This window comes from Microbacterium sp. NPDC056234 (assembly GCF_042267585.1).
Taxonomy (GTDB): domain Bacteria; phylum Actinomycetota; class Actinomycetes; order Actinomycetales; family Microbacteriaceae; genus Microbacterium.
The window spans coordinates 430,910-456,616 of the sequence record NZ_JBHJTE010000002.1; the positions used below are offsets into that span (position 1 = coordinate 430,910).

Consider the following 25,707-nt stretch of genomic DNA (forward strand, 5'->3'; position numbering starts at 1 on the left):
GTGCACCTGTGACGCGTTCGCGGCGGGCGCACTCACCCTGCACCGACAGGAGCCGACGGCGACTTCTCCCCGGCGCTGTGCGTTCGCAGGAGCCCCGTACTCGCAGGAATCGCGAGGTGTGGTCTGCTCGTGGCATGAGGATGGCCAAGGATGACGGCGTGCTGGTCGCGGGCGCGCACCGATCGATCCGATCGCTCGCGGCAGGCGAGGGCCCGTGGCAGGGCACGCTCGTCACCGACGGCGATGACGTCGGGGTGTGGTGCGACATCGATCCTGGTGAGTGCGCGATCGATTGGCGGTTCACCGGGGCTTCTCATGTGGCCGCGCCGACTGACGTCGCCCGCTCCGCGACCGGTCACGGCGCACTCATGCCGTGGTGCACCACGCGGGTCACGGCGTTCCTCGCACAACGGACCGCCGCGTCCGCTCCCCTCGAACCCGGCGAGTGGGTGACCCTGGTGCTGAGCATGTTGCGCGGGTTGCGTGAGATCGCGGAGCGGGCGGATCCGGAGTTCCCAGGGCAGTGGTGGCTGACCGATGCCGGACGCCCGCTGTGCGTTCCCGGCGGCACGTTGTCGGCCCGCGACGGAGTGGTCGACATCCTGGCTTCGGCACAGACCGCGTGTGCGGATCGCGCTCAGCGACGGATTCTGCGCGGGATTCAGGAGTCCGTGGCCGACAGCATTCCCACAGGCACTCGGGTGCGGGCCTGGGAGCGTGAACTGCTGGATTTCGCCGCACCACGGGCACTTCAGCTGAACCAGCGCACGCCTCACACGCCACAGGAGACGTCGATCGCATCGATGAGGGTCGGGGTCCGCGAGACCCCGCAACGCCGACGCGTGCGTACGCGTCGGCGCCCTGTGCTGGCGTGGTGCGCGCAGCTTCTGAGCCGGGCGCTGGCGCTCGTACCGCGACGGGAACGACGGCTCGCGTCATCGAGTCCGAAGCGGATGATGCGGGAGCAGACGCAGACGCAGACGCAGACGCGAGCGCGTCGAAGGCCGATGATGGTCGCGGCGGCCTCGGCCGCCGCGGTTCTCTGCGCCGGTCTCCTGTGGCCGGACGACGAACCCGCGTCGTCCCTCGCGGTCGGATCGGCGATCGCGACGCCGGTGGCCGACGCGCCGACGCCGAGGCCGTCGCCGGACAGCAGCGCGGTCGAGACCCGAGACTCGCGGGGAGGTGCTGCGACGGGGGACGACGGCCCGTTGACGTCGGCGGCTGCCGTGCTGGCAGCTCTGGACGACTGCGCTGCCGTGGCGGACGACGCATGTACGGAGGCGCTGTCAGCAGATTCGACCGCACGTGTCCAGGACGTGCTTCGATCGGATGCCGCGGCCGAACCTGCGCTCGTGGACGACTACGGGGATCTCGCTGTGATCAGGCTGGGGTCGGACGAGACGGGTGAGCAGATGCTCGTGCTGGTGCGCCAGAACGAGAAATGGCTGGTCCGCGACGTCTATGACGTCGCGGACCAGCCGGAGTTCGATTGAGGCTCAGGCGCCGAGGTTCGCCTCGAACTGAGCGGCCTCGAGGCGCGCCTTGATCGCACCGAGGAACCGCGCGGCGTCGGCACCGTCGATGATCCGGTGATCGTACGAGATCGCGAGGTACACGTACGAGCGAACCGCGATCGCGTCCACGCCGTCGACGGTGATCACGCCGGGGCGCTTGAACACCGTCCCGGTGCCGAGAATCGCCGACTGCGGGAGGAACACGAGCGGCGTGTCGAACAGCGCGCCGCGCGAACCCGTGTTGGTCACCGTGAAGGTGCCGCCGGCGAGCTCGTCGGGCTTCAGCTTGTTGTCGCGCGTCCGAGCGGCGAGGTCCGCGATCTCGTGCGCGAGCTGTGCGAGGTTCTTCGACGCCGCATCCCGGACGACCGGCGTGAGCAGTCCGCGCTCGGTGTCGACGGCGATGGAGATGTTCTCCGACGCCGGGTAGACGATGCTGTCGCCATCCACGGTCGCGTTGATGATCGGGAACGCCTGCAGTGCCTCGGCCGCGGCGAGCGTGAAGAACGGCAGGAAGGAGAGCTTGTCGCCGGTCTTCTGCTGGAACGATCCCTTGACGCTGTCGCGGTACTTGGCGAGAGCCGTCACATCGACCTCGACGAACGTGGTCAGCTGCGCCGTCTGCTGCATCGATGCCACGGCACGCTCGGCGACGACCTTGCGCAGGCGCGACATCTTCTGCGTCGTGCCGCGAAGCGGCGAGACCTCGAGCGGTGCCGGCGCCGGCTTCGCAGCCGCCGCAGGGGCGGACTTCGCGGACTCGGCCGCCTTCAGCACGTCCTCCTTGCGGATGCGTCCGCCGACGCCGCTTCCCTTGACCGTGCTGAGGTCGACGCCCTGCTGGGAAGCGAGGCGGCGCACGAGCGGCGTGACGTACACGCTGTCGGACTCAGCGGCGGCGGCTGCCGGAGCCGGAGCAGCGGCGGGTGCCGGAGCGGCTGCCGGTGCCGGAGCAGCGGCGGGTGCCGGAGCAGCGGCGGGTGCCGGAGCAGCGGCGGGTGCCGGAGCAGCGGCGGGTGCCGGAGCAGCGGCCGGTGCCGGAGCAGCAGCGGGTGCCGGGGCAGCGGCGGGCGCGGGAGCCTCAGCGGCGGGCGCGGGAGCGGCCGGAGCCTCGTCGGCCGGCGCCGCAGCAGCAGGTGCACCCGAGCCGATGCGGGCGAGGACGGCGCCGACGGCGACCGTCTCATCCTCGGCGGCGAGGATCTCCTGGAGCACGCCGGCGACCGGCGAGGGGATCTCGGTGTCGACCTTGTCGGTCGAGATCTCCAGCAGAGCCTCGTCGACGGCGACCTCTTCGCCGACCTGCTTCAACCAGCGGGTGACCGTTCCCTCGGTGACGCTCTCGCCCAATTCGGGCAGGACGACCTCGGTGCTGTCGCCTCCGGCGGCAGGTGCCGGAGCAGCAGGTGCCTCGGCGGCGGGTGCCTCGGCGGCAGGTGCGGGCTCTGCGGGAGCCGGAGCGGCCTCCGCCGGTGCAGCCTCGGGCTCAGCCGGCGCGGCAGCCGGAGCATCCGACGCGGGCGCGGCAGCGGAACCATCGCCGATGCGCGCCAGCAGCGCGCCGACCTCGACGGTCTCGTCCTCGGCGACAAGGATCTCCTCGATCACGCCGGAAACCGGCGAGGGGATCTCGGTGTCGACCTTGTCGGTCGAGATCTCGAGCAGGCCTTCGTCAGCCTGAACGGTGTCTCCTACCTGCTTGAGCCAGCGGGTGACCGTACCCTCGGTGACGCTCTCTCCGAGAGCGGGGAGGACCACGGATGTGCTCATGACAGAGTCTCCTTAAGGAAGTATGTGACGCATCAAGCTTACTGACCTGGACGCCGGTTGGTGCTCAGAGCGCGTGCAGTGGTTTTCCGGCGAGTGCGAGGAAGGCCTCGCCCAGCGCCTCACTCTGCGTCGGATGAGCGTGGATGAGAGGTGCGATGTCCTCGGGGTGAGCTTCCCAGGCGACGGCCAGCTGGCCCTCGGTGATGAGCTCGCCGACGCGATCGCCGAGGAGGTGGACGCCGAGGACAGGACCGTCCTTCTGGCGTACGACCTTGACCAGCCCGCCGGTGCCGATGATCTCGCTCTTGCCGTTGCCGGCGAGGTTGTACTCGTAGCTGACGACGCCGTCGGCGCCGTGCTCGGCCACGGCAGCGGCTTCGGACAATCCGACCGACGCGACTTCGGGATTCGAGTAGGTGATCTTGGGGATCTGCGATTCCGGAACGGGCGCGGGGGAGAGCCCCGCGATCCGTTCTGCGACGGCGATCCCCTGCAGGAACCCACGGTGCGCGAGCTGCAGACCGGGGACGATGTCTCCGACGGCCCAGAGCCCCGCCACTCCGGTGCGCAGCTGCTCGTCGACGATCACGAATCCACGGTCCAGCGTGACCCCGGCCTCGGCGAAACCGAGTCCATCGGTTGCCGGGCCGCGGCCGACGGCAACGAGCAGGTAGTCGCCCGTGTACGTCCGGCCGTCCTCGAGTGTGACCGTGACACTGGAATCATCCTGCTGCGCCGATTGGAATCGGGTTCCGAGCGAGTACTGGATGCCGCGACGGCGGAACGCGCGCTCCAGGCCCTTGCTCAGTGCGATGTCCTCGTTGGGGACGAGGTGCTCGAGTCCCTCGATGATGGTGACCTCGGCACCGAACGATCGCCACACGCTGGCGAACTCGACGCCGATGACGCCGCCGCCGAGGATCAGCACCCGCTCCGGGATCTCGTCCAGCGCAAGGGCCTGCTCGCTCGCGAGGATGCGCCCGCTGATCTCGAGGCCAGGCAGGCTGCGGCTGTACGACCCCGTGGCCAGCACGACGTCGACGCCGGTGTACACGTCGTCGCCGACCGAGACCGTACAGTCGGCATTCAATCGGCCTTCTCCGGCGACGACGGTGATGCCGCGAGCCTTTACCAGTCCTTCGAGGCCCTTGAACTTCTTGGCGACGATGCCTTCGCGGTAGGTGCGCACGCCTGCCGGGTCGACGCCCTGGAGCGTCGCCGTGACTCCGACGGATGCGGCATCGCGCACATGGTCGGCCACCTCGGCCGCATGCAGGAGCGCCTTCGTCGGGATGCAACCGCGATGCAGGCAGGTGCCGCCCACCTTGTCCTTCTCGATCAGCGCGACGCTCTTGCCGAGTTCCGCCGCGCGCAGCGCGGCGGCATATCCGCCGCTTCCGCCGCCGAGGACGACGACATCGAAGGTGTGCGCGCTCATGCGACGTCCTCCCGCTTGTTCGCGTCAGCCGCCGCTTCAGCGAAGGCGACGAGAGAGCGGACGGTCGCGGCCGTCGGTCCCTTGTCCACGAATCCGTACGGCGCGCCGCTGTGCTCGCTGGAGCCGGCGATGTCCAGATGCACCCACGGAATGCGCGGTGCGTCGTCGCCCTCTCCGATGCGGCCGATGAAGCGCTGCAGGAAGAGACCGGCGAACATCGACCCGCCTGCCCGGTCGCCCATGTTCGCGTTGATCATGTCGGCGATGGGGGACTGGAGCGACTCCGCCATGTATTCCGGCAGCGGTAGGGCCCACGCGGGTTCGCCGACGCTGCCCGCGGCCTCCAGGTACTCGGCGACGGCATCGTCAGAGCCCATCACACCGGTGTGCCGGTGACCGAGTGCCACGAGGATCGCGCCGGTGAGCGTCGCGACGTCGATGATGACATCCGGATTCTCGCGACTCGCGGCGACGAGACCATCCGCGAGCACGAGGCGGCCCTCGGCATCCGTGTTGAGCACCTCGACCGTGGTGCCGTCCAGCATGCGCAGCACATCGCCGGGGCGGGTCGCGCGTCCGGACGGCATGTTGTCCGCGATGCACATCCAAGCGGTCACGCGCACCGGAAGCCGCAGGGCGGCGATCGCTCGGATCGCGGCGAGGACCGTCGCGGAACCCGCCATGTCGAACTTCATGCCGACCATGCTGGCCGCGGGCTTGAGCGAGAGGCCGCCGGTGTCGAAGGTGATGCCCTTGCCGACCAGAGCGATATGGCGGCCGGCATCTGCGGGCGAGTAGCTCAGGCGCACGAGGCGCGGCGGGCGGTCGGAACCCTGTCCGACGCCGAGGATGCCGCCGAAGCCCTGCTCTGCGAGCGCGGTCTCGTCGAGCACCTCGACCGAGATGTCGGCGTCGGCCACGCTCTCGACGGCGCTGCGTGCGAGATCGTCGGGGCTCTGCCACTGCGCAGGCACCGCGACGAGGTCCTTCACGAGCGCCATCGCGTCGCCGAGCGTCTGGGCGCGGGCGATATCGGCATCCACGAGCGTCTCGCCGTGGACGATGATCTTGTCGGCGCGGCTCTTTCCCGTCTCGGAGCGGTAGCCGTCGAATCGGTAGCCGCCGTAGACCGCGCCTTCGGCCGCCGCAGCGGCGAATTGCGCCAGATCTTCGGTGAGGCCGATCGACACGGTGGCGAAGCCGGTCAGCGTTCGCGCGGCAGTGCCGGCGGCATCCCGCACCGACGACGTCGTCGCGGGGCTGCCTGCGCTGACGACCGCGAGCGGCACGGAGGAGACCTCCGGCAGATGCACGCGGGCGAAGGCGTGCGCCGAGCCGGTGAAGCCGACGCCCTCGAGCGCCTCGGCCAGGCCAGGATAGGCGGCGAGTGCTTCAGGGGTGGTTTCGGAGATGACGAGCACTGCGGCGTCTGCAGCGCTCCCGGGAAATGCGTCGGTGGTGTGCGAGAGCACGGGAAGCGTCATGCTCCCATCCTAGGGATGCGTCGCCCGTCGAGCCCGGGCTGATTCGCACCGTGTTCGCTGACAGCGACACCGGCCCGTCGATCCGGGGCTGCTCGTAGCATGGGGATATGCCCTTCTCCGGTGATCTCTTCGAACGTGTGGCGAACGCGCCGACCGTTCCTTCCGGTCTGCCCCTCGTCATGCTCCTGACCGGCTTCACGGATGCGGGCAGCGCCGTATCCGGGCTCATCGACCACCTCCATGAGACGACCGATCCGCAACCGCTCGTGGTCTTTGACAACGATGTGCTGCTCGACTACCGCGCGCGTCGTCCCGTGATCGTCTTCGAGCAGGATCATCTGACGCAGTTCCGGCCGTCTCGGCTCGAACTCTCCCTGGCTCACGACGTCCTGGGGCAGCCCTTCCTGCTGCTCTCGGGGTACGAGCCGGACTTCGCCTGGAACGCGTTCTCGAAGGCGATGCTCGACCTCGCCGCCGAGTTCGAGGTCGCCAGCGTCAGCTGGGTGCACGCGATCGCCATGCCGGTACCGCACACCCGTCCGATCGGGACGACCGTCAGCGGCAACCGCTCCGAGTTGATCGCCGCGCAATCCATCTGGCGCCCACGCACCCAGGTGCCGGCCACCGCTGGCCACCTCTTGGAATTCCGCTTCGTCGAGCGCGGTGACCGAGTGGCGGGGTTCGTGCTGCTGGTGCCGCACTATCTCGCCGAGACGGAGAATCCGGATGCTGTGACCGCGGCGGCCGATCGTCTGATGAGCGCCACGGGACTCGTCCTCTCCATGGATGCCGTGCACGCGGAACGCGAGGACTTCGTCAAGAAGGTCGACGATCAGGTGCTGGCCAGCGATGAGCTCCGCCAGATGCTGACGACGCTGGAGCACCGGTACGACGCGTACATGGCGGGCTACGATCCGACCGATACGGATCGAGCCGACGCCGGCGGGTTCAGCGAACGCGATCTTCCCAGCGCCGACGAGCTGGCCGCAGAGCTCGAGCGCTACCTCGCGTCGCGCCCTCCGGGTGAGGACGATCGACACGGATTGGCGTGAGGCGCGCCGCACCCTCGCACATGTGCGATACTGGTAGTCCGACCCGTTGTCAAGACGCAGCCCCAGGCTGCAGACTTGACAAGGGTCTTACTAGTGTCCGAAAAGTTCCGAGCGGGTCACGCCCGCTCGTGAAAGGCGAAACGTGACTGCTGCCACGACCAAGACATCCCGGACGAAGAAGACCGCTTCCGACGCCGAGATCGTCGAGCCCGAAGAGACGACGGCTGCCGCCAAGGCACCGGCGAAGAAGGCCCCTGCGAAGAAGGCGGAGGCCAAGGCCCCCGTCAAGAGGCGCAAGAAGGCCGATGAGGACGTTGTCGAAGAGGACCACGCCGACGTCGACGAGTCCGCTGCTGCCGAAGGCGACGACGAGGACGACGCCAAGAAGCCCGCTTTCACCGAGCCGCTGCCCACTGGGGCGATCGTCATCTCGTCGAACGACGACGAAGACGTGCCGGTCTACTCCACCCAGATCACGGGTGCGACGGCCGACCCGGTCAAGGACTACCTGAAGCAGATCGGAAAGGTCGCACTGCTTAACGCGGCCGAAGAGGTCGAGCTCGCGATGCGCATCGAAGCCGGTCTGTTCGCCGAGGAGAAGCTGTCGACGATGACGGCGGCGGAGAAGACCAGCCAGCTCGGTCTCGATCTGCAATGGGTCGCCCGTGACGGTCAGCGCGCCAAGAGCCACCTGCTCGGGGCCAACCTGCGTCTGGTCGTCTCGCTCGCCAAGCGCTACACGGGTCGAGGCATGCAGTTCCTGGATCTCATCCAGGAGGGCAACCTCGGTCTGATCCGTGCTGTCGAGAAGTTCGACTACACCAAGGGCTTCAAGTTCTCGACGTACGCGACGTGGTGGATCCGCCAGGCGATCACGCGCGCGATGGCCGACCAGGCCCGCACGATCCGCATCCCGGTGCACATGGTCGAGGTCATCAACAAGCTCGCGCGCGTCCAGCGCCAGATGCTGCAGGATCTCGGTCGCGAACCCACCCCCGAGGAGCTCTCCAAGGAGCTCGACATGACCCCGGAGAAGGTCATCGAGGTGCAGAAGTACGGCCGTGAGCCGATTTCGCTGCACACTCCGCTCGGCGAGGACGGCGACAGCGAGTTCGGTGACCTGATCGAGGACACCGAAGCGGTCGTCCCGGCTGACGCCGTCGGCTTCACGATGCTGCAGCGCCAGCTCGAGCAGCTGCTCGACTCCCTTTCGGAGCGTGAGGCGGGTGTGATCCGCATGCGCTTCGGCCTCGGCGACGGTCAGCCCAAGACGCTGGACCAGATCGGCGACACGTTCGGCGTCACCCGTGAGCGGATCCGTCAGATCGAGTCCAAGACGATGGCGAAGCTGCGTCACCCCAGCCGCTCGCAGTCGTTGCGGGACTACCTCGAATGATGGGGGCCGCTCCTCAGGCGCGCTCCGCAGGCATCCGGTACGTCTTTCCCGTACTCGCGGGAAAGCTCGCCCGCTTCGCCACGCGTCTGCGCGGTGGCGGATCGGCGTTTCCCGGCTACCTCACGAACCGTCTCGCGCCGACGCTGCTTCCGACCCTTGCGGATCAGTTCCCCTTCGGCGTGATCTTCGTCCTCGGTTCGAACGGCAAGACGACGACGACGCACATGGTCAGCGAGGTGCTGCGCGCACACGGTCTGAAGGTGTTCACCAACCCGACCGGTGCCAACCTTCCCCAGGGCGTGACCAGCGCGCTGCTGGCCGACGCGACGCTGACGGGTCGCATCCGTGCGGATGTGGCCGTGCTCGAGGTCGATGAGGGATATGCGGCCGAGCTCGCCGACCGGCTCTCGCCGGCGGTGATCCTCTCGCTCAACGTCCAGGTCGACCAGTTGTTCCGCTTCTACGAGACCGAGCGCGTCGCCGACATGATGCTCGACGCCTCGACGCGCGCATCGGGTCACGTGGTCGTCAACCGCGACGACCCGTATCTCAGCAAGATCGATGCGACGACTCTGCAGGGCGAGCTGTCCTTCTTCGGCGTCGCGCCGGAGATCGTCGCGGCCGCCGCGCACGGGTTGGCCAACGCCGACGACACCCGCAGCGGGGTCACGGGGAGCCTGTCGCACCCGGCCTACGGCGAGGTGCTTTCGGTCGCCGGACGCGACATCACGGTGAGCGTCGACGACGTCGACGTCGACCTGACGCTGCCGGCACGAGGACTGCACTACGCGGCGGATGCCGCGGCCGCTCTCACCGTCGCCTCCCGCGTGCTCGGTGACCGCTTCTCGTCGGCCAAGGCCGCAGACGGGTTCTCGCGCATGGCGCCGGCGTACGGACGGGGCGAGGTCATCCCGCTGCACCGCGACCCCGCCGGCGAGCAGGTCGAGTTCGTGATGTTCAAGAACGCGCCGAGCCTGCAGATGAACCTCGACGCGCTCGACGGTACGCCCGAGCGCACGCTCATGGCGATCGACGATGGGACGCCCGATACGTCCTGGCTGTACGACGTCGACTTCGCCGCGCTGCAGCGCGTCGACGTGGTCACGGGGGAGAAGGCGCATCAACTGGCCCTCGCGCTCGCCTATGCGGGTGTGCAGATCGGCACCGTCGAGCCCGACATGGAGAAGGCGGTGGCGCTCATGCGTTCGCTTCCCACGACCACGGCGGGCCGGCAGATCTGGTTCGTCAACTACGAGCTCATGATGATCGGCCGTCGGATCCTCGGCCATGGTGACCAGGAGGTGGCCCGCCGATGACCCAGGTCACGATCGCCCAGCTGTATCCGACCGAGCTCGGCATCACCGGAGACCGAGGCAACGTCCTCGCGATCGAGCGGCGCTTCGCCGCCCGCGGGATCGACGCCGTCAGCGTGAAGGTGAACCGCGGCGAGGAACTGCCTGCCGATCTCGATGTTCTCGTGATCGGCAACGGCCCGCTCTCCGCGCTGCGGGGCGTCCACGCCGACCTGGCCGCCCGCGCGGGCGAGCTCGAGGCCTTCGTCGCCGACGGCGGAACGCTGTTCTCGATCGGTGGATCCGCTGAGCTTCTCGGTGAGGGCGTCGAGAGCGCCGGCGGCGAGAAGCTGTCCGGTCTCGGCATCCTGCCGTATCGCGTCGCTCGTGTCCGCGACCGTCGGGTCGGGTACATCATCGTCGATACGGAGGATGGCGCGGTCGTCGGTTTCGAGGACCATGCCTCCGAATGGACCCTCACGGATGCGGATGCCGCCTACGGCGTCGTGCGCGAGGGCCACGGCAGCTTCGCGCGCGGCGAGCGACGCGGTGAGTTCGTCCGTCGCGGAAATGCGTTCGCGGGCAATGTCCAGGGTCCGGTGCTCCCGCTGAACCCGGCGCTGACCGACGTGCTGATCGGCACGGTCGGCGAGCGGCGCGGTTTCGAGCCGGCGACGGTCGTCTCGGGCGAACTCGACGAGTACGCCGAAGCCGCTCGTACGAAGATCCTGATGCGCCCCACCCGCGACAAGGGTTTCAAGACCATCAAGGTGTGACGGAGGCGATCCGGTGACATCCGCTGCCAGCAGCGCCCTGCCGAGTGCGATCCTGTCGCGCGTGGCGCTCGACGCCGCTGTCCGTGCCGCGATCGCAGCGGGAGGCACCCGCGCGGACCTTCGACGGGATGCGTGGGGCCACGGCGTCTCCGAGGTCGCCACGGCGCTGATCGAGCAGGGCGTGCGTCGAGCGCTCGTCGATGACGAGGACACCGTGCGGAGGCTGCGAGGGGCGGGGCTGGACGCTGCGACGACCGGCGTGGCGGACATCGACCCGTTCCTGCTCTACGGGCTGCCGGACGAGCACGGCACGTTGCGCACCGATCCCGTCATGAGCCTGAGCGGTCGGGTCATGTCGACCAAACCGCTGCGCGCCGGCGAAGCGGTCTCCTACGGCTACACGTACCGCGCCGCCGCCGACACGATCGTCGCGCTGGTGACCGGAGGCTACGCGCAGGGGATCGTCCGCGCCCTCGGCAATCGTGCGGACGTCGAGGTCGCCGGTGTGCGCCGACCGATCGTGGGACGCGTCGCGATGGACGTCTGCGTCGTCGACGTCGGCGACGTTCACGCTGCCCCGGGAGACGACGTCACCTTCTTCGGCGGACGGGGGGTCGTCGCCGGCGAACTCGCACACTGGCGCGCGGCCACCGGGCTCGGCATCCCCGAGCTCGTCACGGTCGCCGGCCTGCACGCCCGACGCGAATGGGAGGCGTGATGCGCCCGGCACTGGAGATATCTCGAACCGCGTTCCTCGCGAACATCGAAGCGGTGCGTGCGCGCATCGAGCCGTCCGCGCTCATGCTGGTCATGAAGGACGACGCCTACGGGCACGGTCTCGGCTGGTCGGCCCTGGCTGCCGCTGATGCCGGGGTGCAATGGTTCGGCGCGTACGACGTGCGGACGGGCCTGCAGCTGCGCGACCAGCTCGGCGCCCGAGGACGCATCTTCGCGTGGGCCACGTCCGACGACGACGAGATCGCCGAAGCACTCACTGGTGACATCGATCTCGGAGTCGGCACGGTCGAGTACCTCCAGCGTGTCCGCGCGGTCGCGGCGCAGTCCTCTCGCACGGCGCGCGTGCACCTGAAGATCGACACGGGGCTGCACCGCAACGGCGTACGCCCCGAGGAATGGCCCGGCGCCGTCGCGCAGGCCCGCGCGGGCGAGGATGAAGGATCGCTGCGTCTGGTGGGCGTATGGAGCCACATCGCGGAGGCCAGCGATGCCGAAGACGATGACGCGCAGGCGCGCTTCCGCGAAGCGGTCGGCCACGTCGAGGAGACCGGCCCGGCACCCGAGGTGCTCCACCTCACGGCGTCCGCCGCGTCGTGGTGGCGCCCCGAGCTGCGCGAGTCGCTCTCGCGGATCGGGGCGTTCTGCTACGGCATCCGCTCGGCCGAAGGGCCCGAACTCGAGGGTGTCCGTCCGATCGCGACCCTGACGGCGTCCGTCGTCGATGCGTCGGCCGGAGTCGTGTCGATCGGCATCGGATCGCTCGACGGCTATCCGTCCACGCTGGTGGGTGCGCAGATCGGCACGACGTCAGGTCCGGTCACCGTGCGCGAGATCGGCCTGGATGCGATCATGGTGGATGGCTGGACGGGTGCGGCGCCGGGTGAGCGGGTTCGGCTGTTCGGACCGGGAGAGCAGGGCGAGCCGAGCGCGACGGATCTGGCGGAGCGCATCGACACCGTCGGCGAGGAGATCCTCACGCGGCTGTCGCCGCGGGTGCGCCGAGTCGTGATCTGAGTCCGGCTCGGCGCCGGGCGGTCACGCCTCGATGAGGCGTGCGGTCTCGTCATGCCAGCTGGTCGCGATGCTGCGCAGCTTCTCTTCGTACTTGCGACCGTGGTGTGCGCAGAACAGCAGTTCCGATCCGTTGACCTCGGCGGCGATGTAGGCCTGAGCTCCGCACGAATCACAGCGATCCATTGCCGTCAGGCGGTACTCCACCGTGGAGGTCTCACGTTCTGTCGTTGCATTCATCTCGGTGCCTCCTCGGTTGTCGGGTTCGCTGGGGAGCGTGCTCAATACAACCACGCTCCGGCTGTGCGCATGCCCGGATCACGGCGTGTTTCGCTCAGCGCGTACGCGCCGGCCCCGAGCCTGGGCCCGCCGGGGAGTGTCGACGGCGTTCAGAGCGCTGTCGCACCTAGACTTGAAGACTGTGACCTCCGAGTATTCCGCCCATCATCTTCAGGTTCTGGAAGGGCTCGAAGCGGTCCGCAAGCGCCCGGGCATGTACATCGGGTCCAACGGCTCGCCAGGGCTCATGCACTGCCTCTGGGAGATCATCGACAACTCCGTCGATGAGGCCGTCGGCGGCAACGGTTCCAAGATCGACGTGGTCCTTCACGACGACGGCAGCGTCGAAGTGCGCGACCGCGGTCGCGGTGTGCCGGTGGATGTCGAGCCGCGCACAGGGCTCAGCGGTGTCGAGGTGGTCTACACCAAGCTGCATGCCGGTGGGAAGTTCGGCGGCGGTTCGTACGCGGCATCCGGCGGTCTGCACGGTGTCGGCGCTTCTGTCGTGAACGCGCTCTCCGAGCGCCTGGATGTCGAGGTCGACCGCGGCGGCAAGACCTACGCGATGAGCTTCCACCGCGGGGAGCCGGGTGTGTTCAAGGACACGGGCGCACCGCGTCCGGATGCCGTATTCACCCCGTTCGAGGAGAAGAGCGAGCTCCGGGTCGTCGGCAAGGTCGCGAAGGGCGTCACCGGAACGCGTGTGCGCTACTGGGCCGACCGCCAGATCTTCACCAAGGACGCCGCTTTCCAGCTCGCCGAGCTCGAGACGCGGGCGCGCCAGACCGCCTTCCTCGTGCCGGGGCTGGAGATCCTCGTGCGCGACCAGCGTGCTGCCGGCGGGGAAGACGGCGCGGACGGGGTCAACGAGACCTCGTATCACTACGAAGGCGGCATCAGCGAGTTCGTCGAGTACCTCGCGACCGACGCCCCGGTCACCGACACCTGGCGCATCCAGGGAGAGGGCATGTTCACCGAGACGGTGCCGGTGCTGCAGGCGAACGGGACGATGGCGTCCCAGGAGGTGCAGCGCGACTGCCGCGTCGACATCGCGCTGCGCTGGGGGACCGGCTACGAGACGACCATGCGCTCGTTCGTGAACATCATCGCCACGCCCAAGGGCGGCACGCACCAGCAGGGCTTCGAGCAGGAGCTGCTGAAGGTGCTGCGCGCGCAGGTCGATCAGAACTCCCGCCGACTCAAGGTCGGCAACGACAAGCTCGAGAAGGACGACGTGCTCGCCGGGCTCACGGCCGTGCTCACGGTGGAGGTGGCAGAGCCGCAGTTCGAGGGTCAGACGAAGGAGGTGCTCGGCACGCCCGCCGTGCGCCAGATCGTCGCGCAGGTCGTGCGCAAGGAGCTCGGCGCTCGGTTCTCGTCGACGAAGCGCGACGACAAGAACCAGGCCAACCAGCTCCTCGACAAGATCGTCGCCGAGATGAAGGCGCGTGTCTCCGCTCGCGCGCACAAGGAGACCCAGCGGCGCAAGAGCGCGCTGGAGTCCTCCACGCTCCCGGCCAAGCTCGTCGACTGCCGCACCAAAGAGGTCGACCGCAGCGAGCTGTTCATCGTCGAGGGCGACTCGGCGCTCGGAACCGCCAAGAACGCGCGCAACAGCGAGTTCCAGGCCCTGCTTCCGATTCGAGGCAAGATCCTCAACGTGCAGAAGGCATCCATCGGCGACATGCTCTCGAACGCCGAATGCGCGTCGATCATCCAGGTGATCGGTGCCGGATCCGGTCGCAGCTTCGACATCGAGGCGGCGAGGTACGGCAAGGTCATCCTGATGAGCGACGCCGACGTGGACGGTGCGCACATCCGCACGCTGCTGCTGACGCTGTTCTTCCGCTACATGCGCCCCCTCATCGAAGCGGGGCGGGTGTTCGCGGCTGTCCCTCCGCTGCACCGCGTGATCGTGATGAACCCCGGATCGAAGCCGAACGAGACGATCTACACCTACAGCGAACAGGAGCTGCACACGCTGCTCGCCAAGCTGCGCAAGCAGAACAGGCGCTGGCATGAGCCGATCCAGCGGTACAAGGGTCTGGGCGAGATGGATGCCGAGCAGCTCGCGTCCACCACGATGGACCGCTCCGGTCGCCTGCTCCGCCGTGTGCGCATGGAGGATGCCGAGGCTGCCGGACGCGTGTTCGAGCTGCTGATGGGCAACGAGGTCGCTCCGCGCCGCGAGTTTATCATCGAGTCTTCGGATCGACTGTCCCGCGAGGCCATCGACGCCTGATCGCTGTCCGCGCCTCCCGCGGTCCATCGCCGGTCGCTGGGAGGTCCGGGGTGCTGCCGGCGCGGCCCACCAGGGCCGACCAGAACACGCTGGCCGCCACGTGCGCCGACGGCTGATCAGACGACCGGACGGCCGATCGATCCGATGACGCCGTCGACGGGCTGACCGGAGGCGTCCCGCTTGGCGCCGGACACCGGAAGCGTCCGAACAGCGCCGTCGACCCCGACAGCGTAGGCGGGCTCATCGCCCACCCAGGCGACGGTCAGACGGTCCTCGCCCTTCAGGAAGGCGTGTGCCCGCACACCACCGGTGGCGCGGCCCTTGGCGGGGTACTCGGCGAAGAAGGAGACCTTCGCGCGGCCGGGATCGGTCCCGGGGATCATGCCCTCGGCGCCGGACACCGTCGCGACCACCGCCTCCTCATCCGTGGTGACCACGCCGAAGTGCAGCACCGTCGCACCGGCGCCGAGCTTGATGCCCGCCATGCCTGCGGCCGGTGCGCCCTGAGGCCGGACCGCCGATGCGGAGAAGTGCAGCAGCTGCGCATCGGTCGTGACGAACACCAGCTCGGTGTCGTCTGCCGCGGATGCCGCGCCGACGACCGTATCGCCCGCCTTGAGTCCGATGACCTCGAGCTCGGGCCGTACGGGAAGCGTTGCGGTCACGATCCGCTTGACCGTGCCCTGCGCAGTGCCGATCGCGAACGGCGTCTCGGTGCCGAGCGGCACGAGCGCGACGATCCGCTCGGTGCGCGCAGTGATCCCGAGGTAGTCGCGCAGCGGCGTGCCTGCACCGAGCTGTACCGAGCTGGCGGGAACGGACGGCAGATCGACGGGGGAGAAGCGCAGCAGGCGTCCGGTCGATGTCAGCGCACCGACCTCGCCGCGCACGGTGGCTTCGACGGTGGACGCGATCGCGTCGTGCTTGCTGCGACGTGCAGGGCGGCTGATCTCCTGGTCGCCGACGACGTCGACGCGCACGGCGCGCCCCGTCGTGGACAGGGCGACCAGCGTGGGCGCATCCGCGATCTGCAGGTCCGTCTCGCCGGCCTTCGCACGCCGCGGCGCCGCGGGCTTCGCGTTCATCAGAAGCGTGCGACGAGGCGTGCCATAGGCATCCGCAGCCGCGTCCAGCTCCGTGGCGACCTGGGCGCGCAGCAGCGCATCACTGCCGAGGAGCTCGAGCAGCGCCGCGATCTCCGCCTTGAGGGCATCCCGCTCCGTCTCCAGCTCGATGCGGGAGAACTTGGTCAGGCGGCGCAGACGCAGCTCGAGGATGTACTCGGCCTGCGGCTCGGACAGGTCGAACACGGTGCGCAGGCGGCTGCGTGCCTGCTCGCTGTCATCGGAGGAACGGATGACCTGGATGACCTCGTCGATGTCGAGGATCGCGATGAGCAGACCCTCGACGAGGTGCAGTCGCTCCTCGCGGCGCGCGAGTCGGTACCGGCTGCGTCGGGTGATGACCTCGATGCGGTGACCGACGTAGACGCTCAGCAGCTCCTTGAGGCCGAGCGTGCGCGGTTGGCCCTGGACGAGAGCGACGTTGTTGATGCTGAAGGAGTCCTCCAGCGGGGTGAGCCGGTACAGCTGCTCGAGAATCGCGTTCGGGTCGAAGCCGGTCTTGACCGTGATCGCGACGCGGAGACCGTGGTGGCGATCGGTGAGGTCGGTGACATCGCTGATGCCCTGCAGCTTCTTCGACTGGACGGCGTCCCTGATCTTCTCGATCAGGCGCTCGGGGCCCACCATGTACGGCAGCTCGGTGACGATGATGCCGGTGCGCCGGGGCCCGAGGGACTCGATCGCGACTTTGCCGCGGACCTTCAGCGCTCCACGACCGTTCGTGTAGGCGTCCTTGATCCCGTCCAGACCCATGACGATGCCGCCGGAGGGGAAATCGGGACCCGGGACGAACTCCATGAGCTCTTCGGTCGTGGCCTCCGGGTTCTCGAGGAGATAGGTGGCGGCGGCCACGACCTCGATCAGATTGTGCGGGGCCATGTTGGTCGCCATGCCGACCGCGATGCCGCTGGCGCCGTTGACCAGGAGGTTGGGGAACGCGGCCGGAAGCACCGCGGGCTGCTGGAACTGACCGTCGTAGTTCGGGACGAAGTCGACGACGTCCTCGTCGAGGTCGTTTGTCAGCGCGAGCGCCGCGCCGGCGAGGCGAGCTTCGGTGTACCGCGCGGCGGCCGGACCGTCGTCGAGCGAACCGAAGTTGCCGTGGCCGTCGACGAGGGGGAGCCGCAGGGCCCACTCCTGCGCGAGACGGACCAGCGCGTCGTAGATGGCCGAGTCGCCGTGCGGGTGCAGCTTTCCCATCACTTCGCCGACGACGCGCGCGCTCTTCACGTGGCCGCGGTCGGGGCGCAGCCCCATCTCGGCCATCTGGAACAGGATGCGGCGCTGCACCGGCTTCAGCCCGTCGCGCGCATCCGGAAGGGCGCGCGAATAGATCACGGAGTACGCGTACTCCAGGAACGACCCCTGCATCTCGCTCTCGAGGTCGATGTCCTGGATGCGTTCCTCGACGGGTTCAGCGGACGAGGATTTGGGCATGGTGGACCTTCGGGCGTTGCACAGGGCTGTGAAAGACTGGCTCGGATATGTCTCTCATGCTACCGTCCGAGTCCGCTGCAGCCCGGAGCATCGTCGGGGTGGCGGACGACCTGTTCGCCGCCGTACGCGGCGAGGGCGGCACGCGCATCCGCTCCGGCGTACTCGTCGTCGTCGACGGTCTCGGAGCGATCGGCCTGCGTACCCATGCCGGGCACGCCCGATTCCTGACCGGGCACATGGCGAAGCGGGATGTCGCGACGTCGGTCTTTCCGTCGACGACGGCCGCAGCTCTGACGAGCATCCTCACGAGCGCCTGCCCCGGTGAGCACGGGCTGGTGGGGTACCAGGTGCTCGATCGTGCCCGTGATCGCCTGGTCAATCAGCTCACCGAGTGGGAGGCCGCGGGCATCGATCCTCGCACCTGGCAGGCCAGCCCGACGATCTTCGAGCGTGCGACGGATGCCGGACACCCGGCATTCGCGCTCGGCGTCGCGGCGTACGCGCACAGCGGCTTCACGCATGCGACGCTGCGGGGCGCCGAGTTCGTCGCGGTCGCGTCTGCGGCGGAACGCGTCGAAGCGGCGTACGACCTCGCCGCGCGGCACGAGGGGGCGATCGTCTACTGCTACCTCGCGGACGTCGACAAGGCAGGGCACAAGCACGGGGTCGATTCCCCCGAGTGGATCGCGGCACTGGAAGACGTGGATGCGGCGTTGTCGCGGGCGGTTCCGGACGGTGTCGGCGTCGTGGTGACTGCGGATCACGGGATGGTGGATGTTCCGCCGCATCGGCAGAGCGTCTTCGACGAGACGAGTCAGGGGATGGGGCAGGTGCGCCACTTCGGCGGGGAGCCGCGGATGCTGCACCTGTACCTGGAGGATGACGTCGATCACGACCGTGCGGCGGAACTGTGGCGGGCGGACACCGACGGCATCGCCGACGTCGCGACGCGCTCCGAGGCGATCGCCGCGGGACTGTTCGGTCCGCGCGTGACGGATGCCGCGGCATCCCGCATCGGAGACCTCGTCGTCGCGGCGCGGGGCAACCGCGCGCTCTACGACGGCACCGCGCAGGATCAGCGCGGTCGAGGAATGATCGGCCAGCATGGTTCACTCACTCCGGAGGAGCGGCAGGTCCCCATGATCAGGCTCGGTGCACTGGCGCGCTGAACGAGCGTCCCTGCGCGTCTGTTCGCCCGTACGCGACTATTCGTCGGTTCGCGCGCCGAACACGATCTCATCCCACGAGGGCATCGCGTTGCGGCGGCGCTTCCTGGACGAGGAATCGCCGCCCGGCGGCTCCTGATCCGGCTCGGAGTCGGTCGTGCGGGTCTCGCGCGATGGTTCCTGCGCATCGAACAGCGCGATCGGGCTCGGGGGCGTGACATCATCGTGTTCTTCGACCACGAGCGGGGCGCTCTCCCGCTGTCCTCGTCGTCGACGCAGCGCCTCGAGCAGATCGGCCGTCTCCGGGCTCGTGCTGGATTCCTCCGGCGCGCGCTTGATGGCCGCGTTCTGCGCTGCACTGGGTGCGCGGTCGGCCGAAGCCGGCTCGGCGGGCTCATCCTCGGGATCCGCGCCGCCACGCGGCCCGAACGCTCCGGAGTCGAACCGGGTCTCGTCCTTGTACGGCGAGGCCTGCCGATCGCTCTCGACGGCGCGCAGACGCGGGATCAGTCCTTCGGGCAGTGAGCCCTGACGCGACAGCTGCGTGGCGTCGGCGTTGAGGGGGGCGAGTGTGCTGCGCCGAGGATCGAAGCTCCAGCGTGCATCGTGATCGACGTCGTTCGCGGTGAACTCCAGCTTGATGATCCAGCCGGATTCCTCTTTCCAGCTCACCCAGCGCTCCGACTCGGCGCCGACCTCGGCGAGCTTGGTGCGGATCGCCGTGCCGAACGTGGGCTGCGCGTCCGGCTCGACCTCACTGCCGATCAGCACGGGCACGGCCAGAGCCTGACCGACGACGTGCTCGCGCTCGGCGAGCACGGGGCCTTCGAAGCGCTCGACGTCGGAGCGTGCGATGCCGAGAAGCTCGGCGACCTCGGCGGCGGACATCCCGGAGCGGATGTGGGCCTGGATCTCACGAGGACTCGCGGCGAGTCGGGGGGCCGCGGGGGTCGATTGTGCGCGAGCGCGTCGGATCTCGGCGCGCAGAAGATCGTCGATGGGCAGCGCGAAGCGCTGACCGTTCTCGGTGGCGAGGACGAGAACACCGGCCTCGGTGCCCACGATCGTGACGTTTTCCATGCGAATGCCCCTCTGATGGGTGTCAGATCATGGTGTCACGCGGGCGCTCCGGATGCCGGGAATACCCTGGGCGTGCCGTGAGTTTGATCGGGTGCCACGAACCGCATTTGCGTATTCCGCTCCGGTCGTGCAAACTATGCCCGCCGATTACCCGACGGCGCCCCGCCCACTAGCACCATGAAAGTGGAGATCTACCGCATGGCAACCGACTACGACGCCCCTCGAAAGAGCGAAGACGACTCCGAGTCGATCGAAGCCCTCAAGGAGCGTGTGCCGGACAAGCTGTCCGGCTCAACCGGTGACGAGGACTCGGACAACCCGTCGAGCTTCGACCTACCTGGGGCCGACCTGTCCGACCTCGAACTCGACGTCGTCGTGCTGCCCGCGCAGCAGGACGAGTTCACCTGCATGAACTGCTTCCTGGTGAAGCACCGCTCGCAGCTCGATCACGAGGGTCCGCATGGACCCATCTGCAAGGAATGCTCGGCCTGACCGCAGCATCCCGTACGCGCCCCCGACCGAACAGGTCCGGGGCGCGTCGTCGTTCTGCGCCGGGTTCTCAGCCCCGTGCGCGGCGGATGGCCGCGGCGAGCCGGTCGGGGGTGCGCGTCGAGATGGACCACTGCGTAACCGGGTCGTCAGGGTCGGTGTTCGGCACGACGACCATCCCGTCGATCCCCCCGCGGATGAGATGCCAACCGGATGCGGCGAGCCCGGGGCCGCGCGCCTGCTTCGCTTCTTCGCCGGTGAGCGCGACGGGGTCGCCGAGCCAGCGGACGTCGATATGCGCGCGCCCGGCCGAGAGGGTTCCCGCCTCCACCGACACGACCGGTGAGGCGGCGACGAGGAGTCCGATCACTGCGACCGCGACGATGATGCCGATGATGAGGCCCAACGTGGAGTTCAGCGGCACGAGCGTGAGCGCGACCATCGGCGCGAGGACCGCTGCCGACACCAGCAGCCAGAGGCTCGGTGCAAGGCGCTCCCGATAGCGCGGGCGGGTGGCGGGGATCGTGTTCTGCATTAGCCTCTTGGGGTGAGCGATTCCATCGACCTTCCCATTATCGCCTCCGTCGTCCCGCATTATGCGCATCCCGGCGACGCCGGCGCCGACCTCGTGGCGGCCGAAGCCGTGCATCTCGAGCCAGGGGAGCGCGCGCTGGTGGCGACCGGAGTGCGGATCGCGCTGCCCGAGGGCTACGCGGCCTTCGTCGTCCCGCGCAGCGGTCTGGCGGCCAAGCACGGCATCTCGATCGTGAATGCGCCCGGTACGGTCGATGCCGGATACCGTGGCGAGATCAAGGTGAGCCTGATCAACACCGACATCCGCAGCGCGTACGATGTGGCGGTCGGCGATCGCATCGCCCAGCTGATCATCATGCCGGTCACCCGCGCGCAGTTCATCCCCGTCGAGCAGCTCCCCGAGAGCGTCCGCGGCGATGGAGGCTTCGGGTCGACGGGCTACCAGGCAGCCGGAGCGAGCGCCGACACCGTCTCAGGGGAGAAGTCATGACAGACCAGAACGAGCAGCCCGGCAAGTCAGCGCCGGCAGGACGCGCCGTCGACGGCCCGTTCGACGAGTCCGAGGTGAATCCGGTACGCCCGTACATCGACCTCGGCGGGATCAAGATCCTTCCGCGCGACGGACTGAACCTCCGCCTCGAGGTCGAGGAGCAGACCAAGCGCATCGTGGCCGTCGGCCTCGATTACGCCGATTCCTCGTTGCAGGTGCAGCCGTTCGCGGCCCCGCGCTCCGGCGGGCTCTGGGACGAGACGCGCGTGCAGCTCAAGGATCAGGTCCGCTCGCAGGGCGGACGCGTCGAAGAGCGCGACGGCCCGCTCGGCAAGGAGCTGCTCGCCGAGGTCCCCGCCACCGCTGCGGAAGGTTCGGGTCTGCGTCTTGCCCGGTTCGTCGGAGTCGACGGGCCTCGGTGGTTCCTGCGCGGTGTCATCGGCGGTGCGGCGGCGTCGGATCTGGATGCCGCGGCCAAGGTCGAGGACCTGTTCCGCTCGCTGGTGGTCGTCCGCGGCGGCGCTCCGATGCCCCCGCGCGATCTCATCCCGCTGAAGATGCCGTCGACGCCCGGCGCAGCGTGAGCGATCAGCGCCCTCCCGCCGACGGAGATCACGCCGAGGGTCCAGAGCCGCGCGTGTCCGATGTGCTCGGGGCGGCGTTGGGGGGAGCGGCCAGGAAAGCCGGCCTCGACCCCGATGAGGCATCCACCACGCAACGCGTCGTCTGGTCGGCGATCGGCGGCTGGCGCGGCATCCTGGAGTCGGTGCTGCCGAGCCTGGCGTTCGTCGTCCTCTTCACGATCAGTCCTGATCCGCTGATCCTGTCGCTCGGGGTGTCGGTCGGGCTCGCTGCCGTCTTCACGGTCGTGCGACTGGTCCAGAAATCACCGCCGTCTGCGGCGATCGGCGGCCTGGTGGCCGCCGGCGCCGCGGCCGGTCTTGCGCTGTTCACCGGGCGAGGCGAGGACAACTTCGTCCCCGGATTCCTCACGAACTCGCTGTACGGCACCGCGCTGCTGATCTCGGCGCTCGTCGGGTGGTCGCTGATCGGCCTCGCCGCCGGATTCCTCCTGGGCGAAGGCACGGCGTGGCGTCGGGATCGCCGCAAGAAGCGGGCGTTCTTCTGGCTCGCGATCGCGTGGTCGGCACTGTTCTTCGCACGCCTCGCGGTGCAGCTGCCGCTGTATTTCGCCGGCGATGTGACGGCGCTCGGAACCTTGAAACTGATCATGGGGCTGCCGCTGTTCGCTCCGATGATCGCCGTGACCTGGCTCGTCGTGCGCGCGCTGTACCCGCGCACCGAACCGCGTGTCGACGCTGCGGACTCGTGATAGATTTATCTTGACATCAAGATAAATTGCAGGCTTTCGCGGGCGACGCAAGCGGGGCAGACTGGTTAGGTCCGCCTTGCTAGCCGTCCGGGCTCGCTGGCGAGCAAGATGGAGGCGCCTGTTGCCTCCATCCGAGTAGAAGGAGACGTATTCGTGTCCACGGTGAACAGCTTCGGTGCCCAGAGCACCCTGACAGTCGGCAGCACCGACTACGAGATCTTCCGCATCGACACCGTTCCCGGTTACGAGAAGCTCCCGTTCAGCCTCAAGGTCCTCCTGGAGAACCTGCTCCGCACCGAGGATGGCGCGAACGTCACCAAGGCGCAGATCGAGGCTCTCGGTTCGTGGGATGCCGCGGCCGAGCCGAACACGGAGATCCAGTTCACGCCGGCGCGCGTGGTCATGCAGGACTTCACGGGCGTCCCGTGCATCGTCGACCTCGCCACCATGCGTGAGGCCGTCACGGCGCTCGGCGGCGACGCCAACAAGATCAACCCGCTCTCGCCCGCCGAGATGGTCATCGACCACTCGGTCATCGCCGACCTGTTCGGCAGCGAGAACGCGCTCGAGCGCAACGTCGAGATCGAGTACGAGCGCAACGGCGAGCGCTACCAGTTCCTGCGGTGGGGCCAGACGGCCTTCCAGGACTTCAAGGTCGTCCCGCCCGGTACCGGCATCGTCCACCAGGTCAACATCGAGCACTTGGCCAAGGTCATCTACGACCGCGACGTCCACGGCGTCCTGCGCGCATACCCCGACACCTGCGTCGGCACCGACTCGCACACGACCATGGTCAACGGCCTCGGCGTGCTGGGCTGGGGCGTCGGCGGCATCGAGGCCGAGGCCGCGATGCTCGGACAGCCCGTATCGATGCTGATCCCTCGGGTCGTCGGCTTCAAGCTGACCGGTGAGATCCCGGCCGGCGTGACGGCGACCGACGTCGTCCTGACGATCACCGACATGCTGCGCAAGCACGGTGTGGTCGGCAAGTTCGTCGAGTTCTACGGTGCGGGCGTCGCATCCGTACCGCTGGCCAACCGCGCGACGATCGGCAACATGTCGCCCGAGTTCGGCTCGACCGCTGCGATCTTCCCGATCGACGACGTGACGACCGAGTACCTGCGTCTGACCGGCCGCGACGAGCAGACCGTCGCCCTCGTCGAGGCGTACGCCAAGGAGCAGCGGCTCTGGCATGACCCGGCCAGCGAGCCGGTCTTCAGCGAATACATGGAACTCGACCTCGGCACCGTCGTCCCGTCGATCGCCGGCCCGAAGCGTCCTCAGGACCGCATCCTGCTGTCAGAGGCCAAGTCCCAGTTCGAGAAGGACATCGTCAACTACGCTGCGGCGTCGACGTCGGACTCGATCGTCGACCTCGACTCGAAGCACTCGTTCCCGGCATCCGATCCCGGGTCGGTTCCCGGCGAAGAGGACACGACGACCCGTCCGGTGCACATCAACAGCGGCGCTCCGGTGCACGCCTCCAAGCCGGTCCCCGTCACGACGCCGGCGGGGGAGAAGTACATCCTCGACAACGGTGCCGTCACGCTCGCGGCGATCACGTCCTGCACGAACACCTCGAACCCGTCGGTGATGATCGCCGCCGGCCTCGTGGCACGCAAGGCGCTGGAGAAGGGCCTGAAGCAGAAGCCGTGGGTCAAGACCACGCTCGGCCCCGGATCCAAGGTCGTCACCGACTACTACGAGAAGTCCGGTCTCGACAAGGACCTCGAAGGTCTCGGTTTCTACACGGTGGGCTACGGCTGCACGATCTGCATCGGCAACTCCGGTCCGCTGATCGAAGAGGTCTCGGCCGCGATCAATGACAACGACCTCGCCGTCACCGCCGTGCTCTCGGGCAACCGCAACTTCGAGGGTCGAATCAGCCCCGACGTGAAGATGAACTACCTCGCGTCGCCTCCGCTGGTCATCGCCTACGCGCTGGCCGGATCGATGCACTTCGACTTCGAGAACGACGCGCTCGGCAAGGGTTCGGACGGCCAGGACGTCTTCCTGAAGGACATCTGGCCGACACCGGACGAGGTGCAGGAGATCGTGGACTCGTCGATCTCGCGCGAGCAGTTCATCAAGCAGTACGCCACCGTCTTCGACGGTGACGAGCGATGGACGAGCCTTCCGACGCCGACGGGCCCCGTGTTCGAGTGGGACGACCAGTCGACGTACGTGCGCAAGCCCCCGTACTTCGAGGGCATGACGATGGAGCTGACTCCGGTCGCCGACATCTCCGGTGCACGCGTCCTGGCGACGCTGGGCGACTCGGTCACGACTGACCACATCAGCCCCGCCGGAAACATCAAAGCCGGCACGCCCGCCGCGCAGTACCTCACCGAGCACGGCGTCGCGCAGAAGGACTTCAACTCCTACGGCTCGCGCCGTGGCAACCACGAGGTCATGATCCGCGGCACGTTCGCGAACATCCGTCTGAAGAACCAGCTGGTGCGCGCCGTCAACGACGGCGCAGAGGTGGAGGGCGGGTACACCCGCGACTTCACGCAGCCGGACGCCCCGCAGTCGTTCATCTACGACGCCAGCCAGAACTACCAGGAGGCCGGCACCCCGCTGGTGATCTTCGGTGGCAAGGAGTACGGATCGGGTTCGTCGCGCGACTGGGCGGCCAAGGGAACGAGCCTGCTGGGCGTCAAGGCGGTCATCACCGAGAGCTTCGAGCGCATCCACCGCTCGAACCTCATCGGCATGGGCGTCGTGCCGCTGCAGTTCCCCGCCGGCGAGAGCTGGGAGTCGCTGGGTCTCGACGGCACCGAGATCGTCTCGATCTCGGGTCTGGAGGAGCTGAACAACGGCGTGACCCCGAAGACGGTCCACGTCACGGCAGCGCCGAGCGAGAACTCGCCCGAGGGCAAGCAGACGGTCGAGTTCGACGCGGTCGTCCGCATCGACACCCCCGGTGAAGCGGACTACTACCGCAACGGCGGCATCCTGCAGTACGTGCTGCGTTCGCTGGTCTGAGACCCGCACTGATCGGAGGGTCCGGATGCTTCGGCATCCGGACCCTCCGTCGTCCGGCACGGGGGATTCCC

Annotated in this window: 20 protein-coding genes and 1 pseudogene; 14 read left to right on the forward strand and 7 right to left on the reverse strand. The window is 68.5% G+C overall.

Annotated features, from left to right (window positions below; genetic code table 11):
- Positions 1-134: 134 nt before the first annotated feature.
- A complete protein-coding gene (locus ACFCYE_RS07970; protein WP_376177760.1) occupies positions 135-1,496 on the forward strand; it encodes a hypothetical protein in 1,362 nt (453 codons plus the stop codon).
- A 3-nt stretch (positions 1,497-1,499) separates the two neighbouring features.
- On the opposite strand, the gene sucB is transcribed toward ACFCYE_RS07970, so the two are convergent.
- The 3 genes from sucB to ACFCYE_RS07985 form a co-directional block, all read right to left on the reverse strand.
- Positions 1,500-3,287, reverse strand: a complete 1,788-nt coding sequence (gene sucB / locus ACFCYE_RS07975; RefSeq protein WP_376177762.1) for a 2-oxoglutarate dehydrogenase, E2 component, dihydrolipoamide succinyltransferase — start codon at positions 3,285-3,287, stop codon at positions 1,500-1,502.
- Positions 3,288-3,351: 64 nt separating this feature from the next.
- Positions 3,352-4,725 carry a dihydrolipoyl dehydrogenase gene (gene lpdA / locus ACFCYE_RS07980; protein ID WP_376177763.1) on the reverse strand — a complete coding sequence of 458 codons (1,374 nt, stop codon included), beginning with the start codon at positions 4,723-4,725 and terminating at the stop codon, positions 3,352-3,354.
- Positions 4,722-6,209: a leucyl aminopeptidase gene (locus ACFCYE_RS07985; RefSeq protein ID WP_376177764.1), complete on the reverse strand. Its 1,488-nt coding sequence runs from the start codon at positions 6,207-6,209 to the stop codon at positions 4,722-4,724. Before ACFCYE_RS07985 ends, lpdA begins: the two co-directional genes overlap by 4 nt.
- Before the next feature lie 107 nt (positions 6,210-6,316).
- Here ACFCYE_RS07985 and ACFCYE_RS07990 point away from each other — a divergent pair, with 107 nt between their 5' ends.
- The 6 genes and pseudogenes from ACFCYE_RS07990 (at position 6,317) to ACFCYE_RS08015 (ending at position 12,477) form a co-directional block, all read left to right on the forward strand.
- Positions 6,317-7,261 carry a proteasome assembly chaperone family protein gene (locus ACFCYE_RS07990; RefSeq protein WP_376177765.1) on the forward strand — a complete coding sequence of 315 codons (945 nt, stop codon included), beginning with the start codon at positions 6,317-6,319 and terminating at the stop codon, positions 7,259-7,261.
- A 139-nt stretch (positions 7,262-7,400) separates the two neighbouring features.
- A pseudogene (locus ACFCYE_RS07995) lies at positions 7,401-8,657 on the forward strand (RNA polymerase sigma factor); the annotation flags it as partial.
- Positions 8,657-9,973 carry a MurT ligase domain-containing protein gene (locus ACFCYE_RS08000; RefSeq protein WP_376177766.1) on the forward strand — a complete coding sequence of 439 codons (1,317 nt, stop codon included), beginning with the start codon at positions 8,657-8,659 and terminating at the stop codon, positions 9,971-9,973. The pseudogene ACFCYE_RS07995 and the gene ACFCYE_RS08000, both read left to right, overlap by 1 nt.
- A complete protein-coding gene (locus tag ACFCYE_RS08005) occupies positions 9,970-10,725 on the forward strand; it encodes a type 1 glutamine amidotransferase (protein WP_376177767.1) in 756 nt (251 codons plus the stop codon). Before ACFCYE_RS08000 ends, ACFCYE_RS08005 begins: the two co-directional genes overlap by 4 nt.
- Positions 10,726-10,738: 13 nt before the next feature.
- Positions 10,739-11,443, forward strand: a complete 705-nt coding sequence (locus ACFCYE_RS08010) for an alanine racemase (RefSeq protein ID WP_376177769.1) — start codon at positions 10,739-10,741, stop codon at positions 11,441-11,443.
- Complete coding sequence (locus ACFCYE_RS08015) at positions 11,443-12,477, forward strand: alanine racemase (protein WP_376177770.1); 1,035 nt, start codon at positions 11,443-11,445, stop codon at positions 12,475-12,477. The genes ACFCYE_RS08010 and ACFCYE_RS08015 overlap by 1 nt, the downstream gene beginning before the upstream one ends.
- A 21-nt stretch (positions 12,478-12,498) precedes the next feature.
- Here the strand turns inward: ACFCYE_RS08015 and ACFCYE_RS08020 are convergent, their stop codons facing one another.
- Positions 12,499-12,714, reverse strand: coding sequence for a hypothetical protein (locus tag ACFCYE_RS08020; RefSeq protein WP_264157765.1), 216 nt, complete (start codon positions 12,712-12,714; stop codon positions 12,499-12,501).
- A 181-nt stretch (positions 12,715-12,895) separates the two neighbouring features.
- On the opposite strand from ACFCYE_RS08020, the gene ACFCYE_RS08025 reads away from it, so the two are divergent.
- Positions 12,896-14,995 (forward strand): type IIA DNA topoisomerase subunit B, encoded by a 2,100-nt coding sequence (locus ACFCYE_RS08025; RefSeq protein ID WP_376177771.1) that lies wholly within the window; start codon positions 12,896-12,898, stop codon positions 14,993-14,995.
- A gap of 116 nt (positions 14,996-15,111) precedes the next feature.
- Here the strand turns inward: ACFCYE_RS08025 and ACFCYE_RS08030 are convergent, their stop codons facing one another.
- Positions 15,112-17,556 carry a DNA topoisomerase (ATP-hydrolyzing) subunit A gene (locus ACFCYE_RS08030; protein WP_376177773.1) on the reverse strand — a complete coding sequence of 815 codons (2,445 nt, stop codon included), beginning with the start codon at positions 17,554-17,556 and terminating at the stop codon, positions 15,112-15,114.
- A gap of 47 nt (positions 17,557-17,603) precedes the next feature.
- Between ACFCYE_RS08030 and ACFCYE_RS08035 the strand changes: the two genes are divergently transcribed.
- On the forward strand, positions 17,604-18,725 hold the full coding sequence (locus tag ACFCYE_RS08035; RefSeq protein ID WP_376177775.1) for an alkaline phosphatase family protein: 1,122 nt from the start codon (positions 17,604-17,606) through the stop codon (positions 18,723-18,725).
- Positions 18,726-18,761: 36 nt separating this feature from the next.
- Here the strand turns inward: ACFCYE_RS08035 and sepH are convergent, their stop codons facing one another.
- The gene (sepH, locus tag ACFCYE_RS08040) at positions 18,762-19,802 is read right to left on the reverse strand and encodes a septation protein SepH (protein ID WP_376177777.1); all 1,041 of its coding nucleotides are present in this window, start codon (positions 19,800-19,802) and stop codon (positions 18,762-18,764) included.
- A 198-nt stretch (positions 19,803-20,000) separates the two neighbouring features.
- On the opposite strand from sepH, the gene ACFCYE_RS08045 reads away from it, so the two are divergent.
- Positions 20,001-20,294 (forward strand): DUF4193 domain-containing protein, encoded by a 294-nt coding sequence (locus ACFCYE_RS08045; protein ID WP_376178151.1) that lies wholly within the window; start codon positions 20,001-20,003, stop codon positions 20,292-20,294.
- Positions 20,295-20,361: 67 nt separating this feature from the next.
- Here the strand turns inward: ACFCYE_RS08045 and ACFCYE_RS08050 are convergent, their stop codons facing one another.
- Positions 20,362-20,826: a DUF3093 domain-containing protein gene (locus tag ACFCYE_RS08050; protein ID WP_376177779.1), complete on the reverse strand. Its 465-nt coding sequence runs from the start codon at positions 20,824-20,826 to the stop codon at positions 20,362-20,364.
- 12 nt (positions 20,827-20,838) lie between these two features.
- Between ACFCYE_RS08050 and dut the strand changes: the two genes are divergently transcribed.
- The 4 genes from dut (at position 20,839) to ACFCYE_RS08070 (ending at position 25,636) form a co-directional block, all read left to right on the forward strand.
- Positions 20,839-21,315, forward strand: a complete 477-nt coding sequence (dut, locus tag ACFCYE_RS08055) for a dUTP diphosphatase (RefSeq protein ID WP_376177780.1) — start codon at positions 20,839-20,841, stop codon at positions 21,313-21,315.
- Entirely contained in the window at positions 21,312-21,899 is a 588-nt protein-coding gene (locus tag ACFCYE_RS08060; protein WP_376177781.1) for a DUF3710 domain-containing protein, read from the forward strand. Before dut ends, ACFCYE_RS08060 begins: the two co-directional genes overlap by 4 nt.
- The gene (locus ACFCYE_RS08065) at positions 21,896-22,648 is read left to right on the forward strand and encodes a DUF3159 domain-containing protein (protein ID WP_376177782.1); all 753 of its coding nucleotides are present in this window, start codon (positions 21,896-21,898) and stop codon (positions 22,646-22,648) included. The genes ACFCYE_RS08060 and ACFCYE_RS08065 overlap by 4 nt, the downstream gene beginning before the upstream one ends.
- Positions 22,649-22,801: 153 nt before the next feature.
- Complete coding sequence (locus ACFCYE_RS08070; RefSeq protein WP_376177784.1) at positions 22,802-25,636, forward strand: aconitate hydratase; 2,835 nt, start codon at positions 22,802-22,804, stop codon at positions 25,634-25,636.
- The last annotated feature ends 71 nt before the right edge of the window (positions 25,637-25,707 follow it).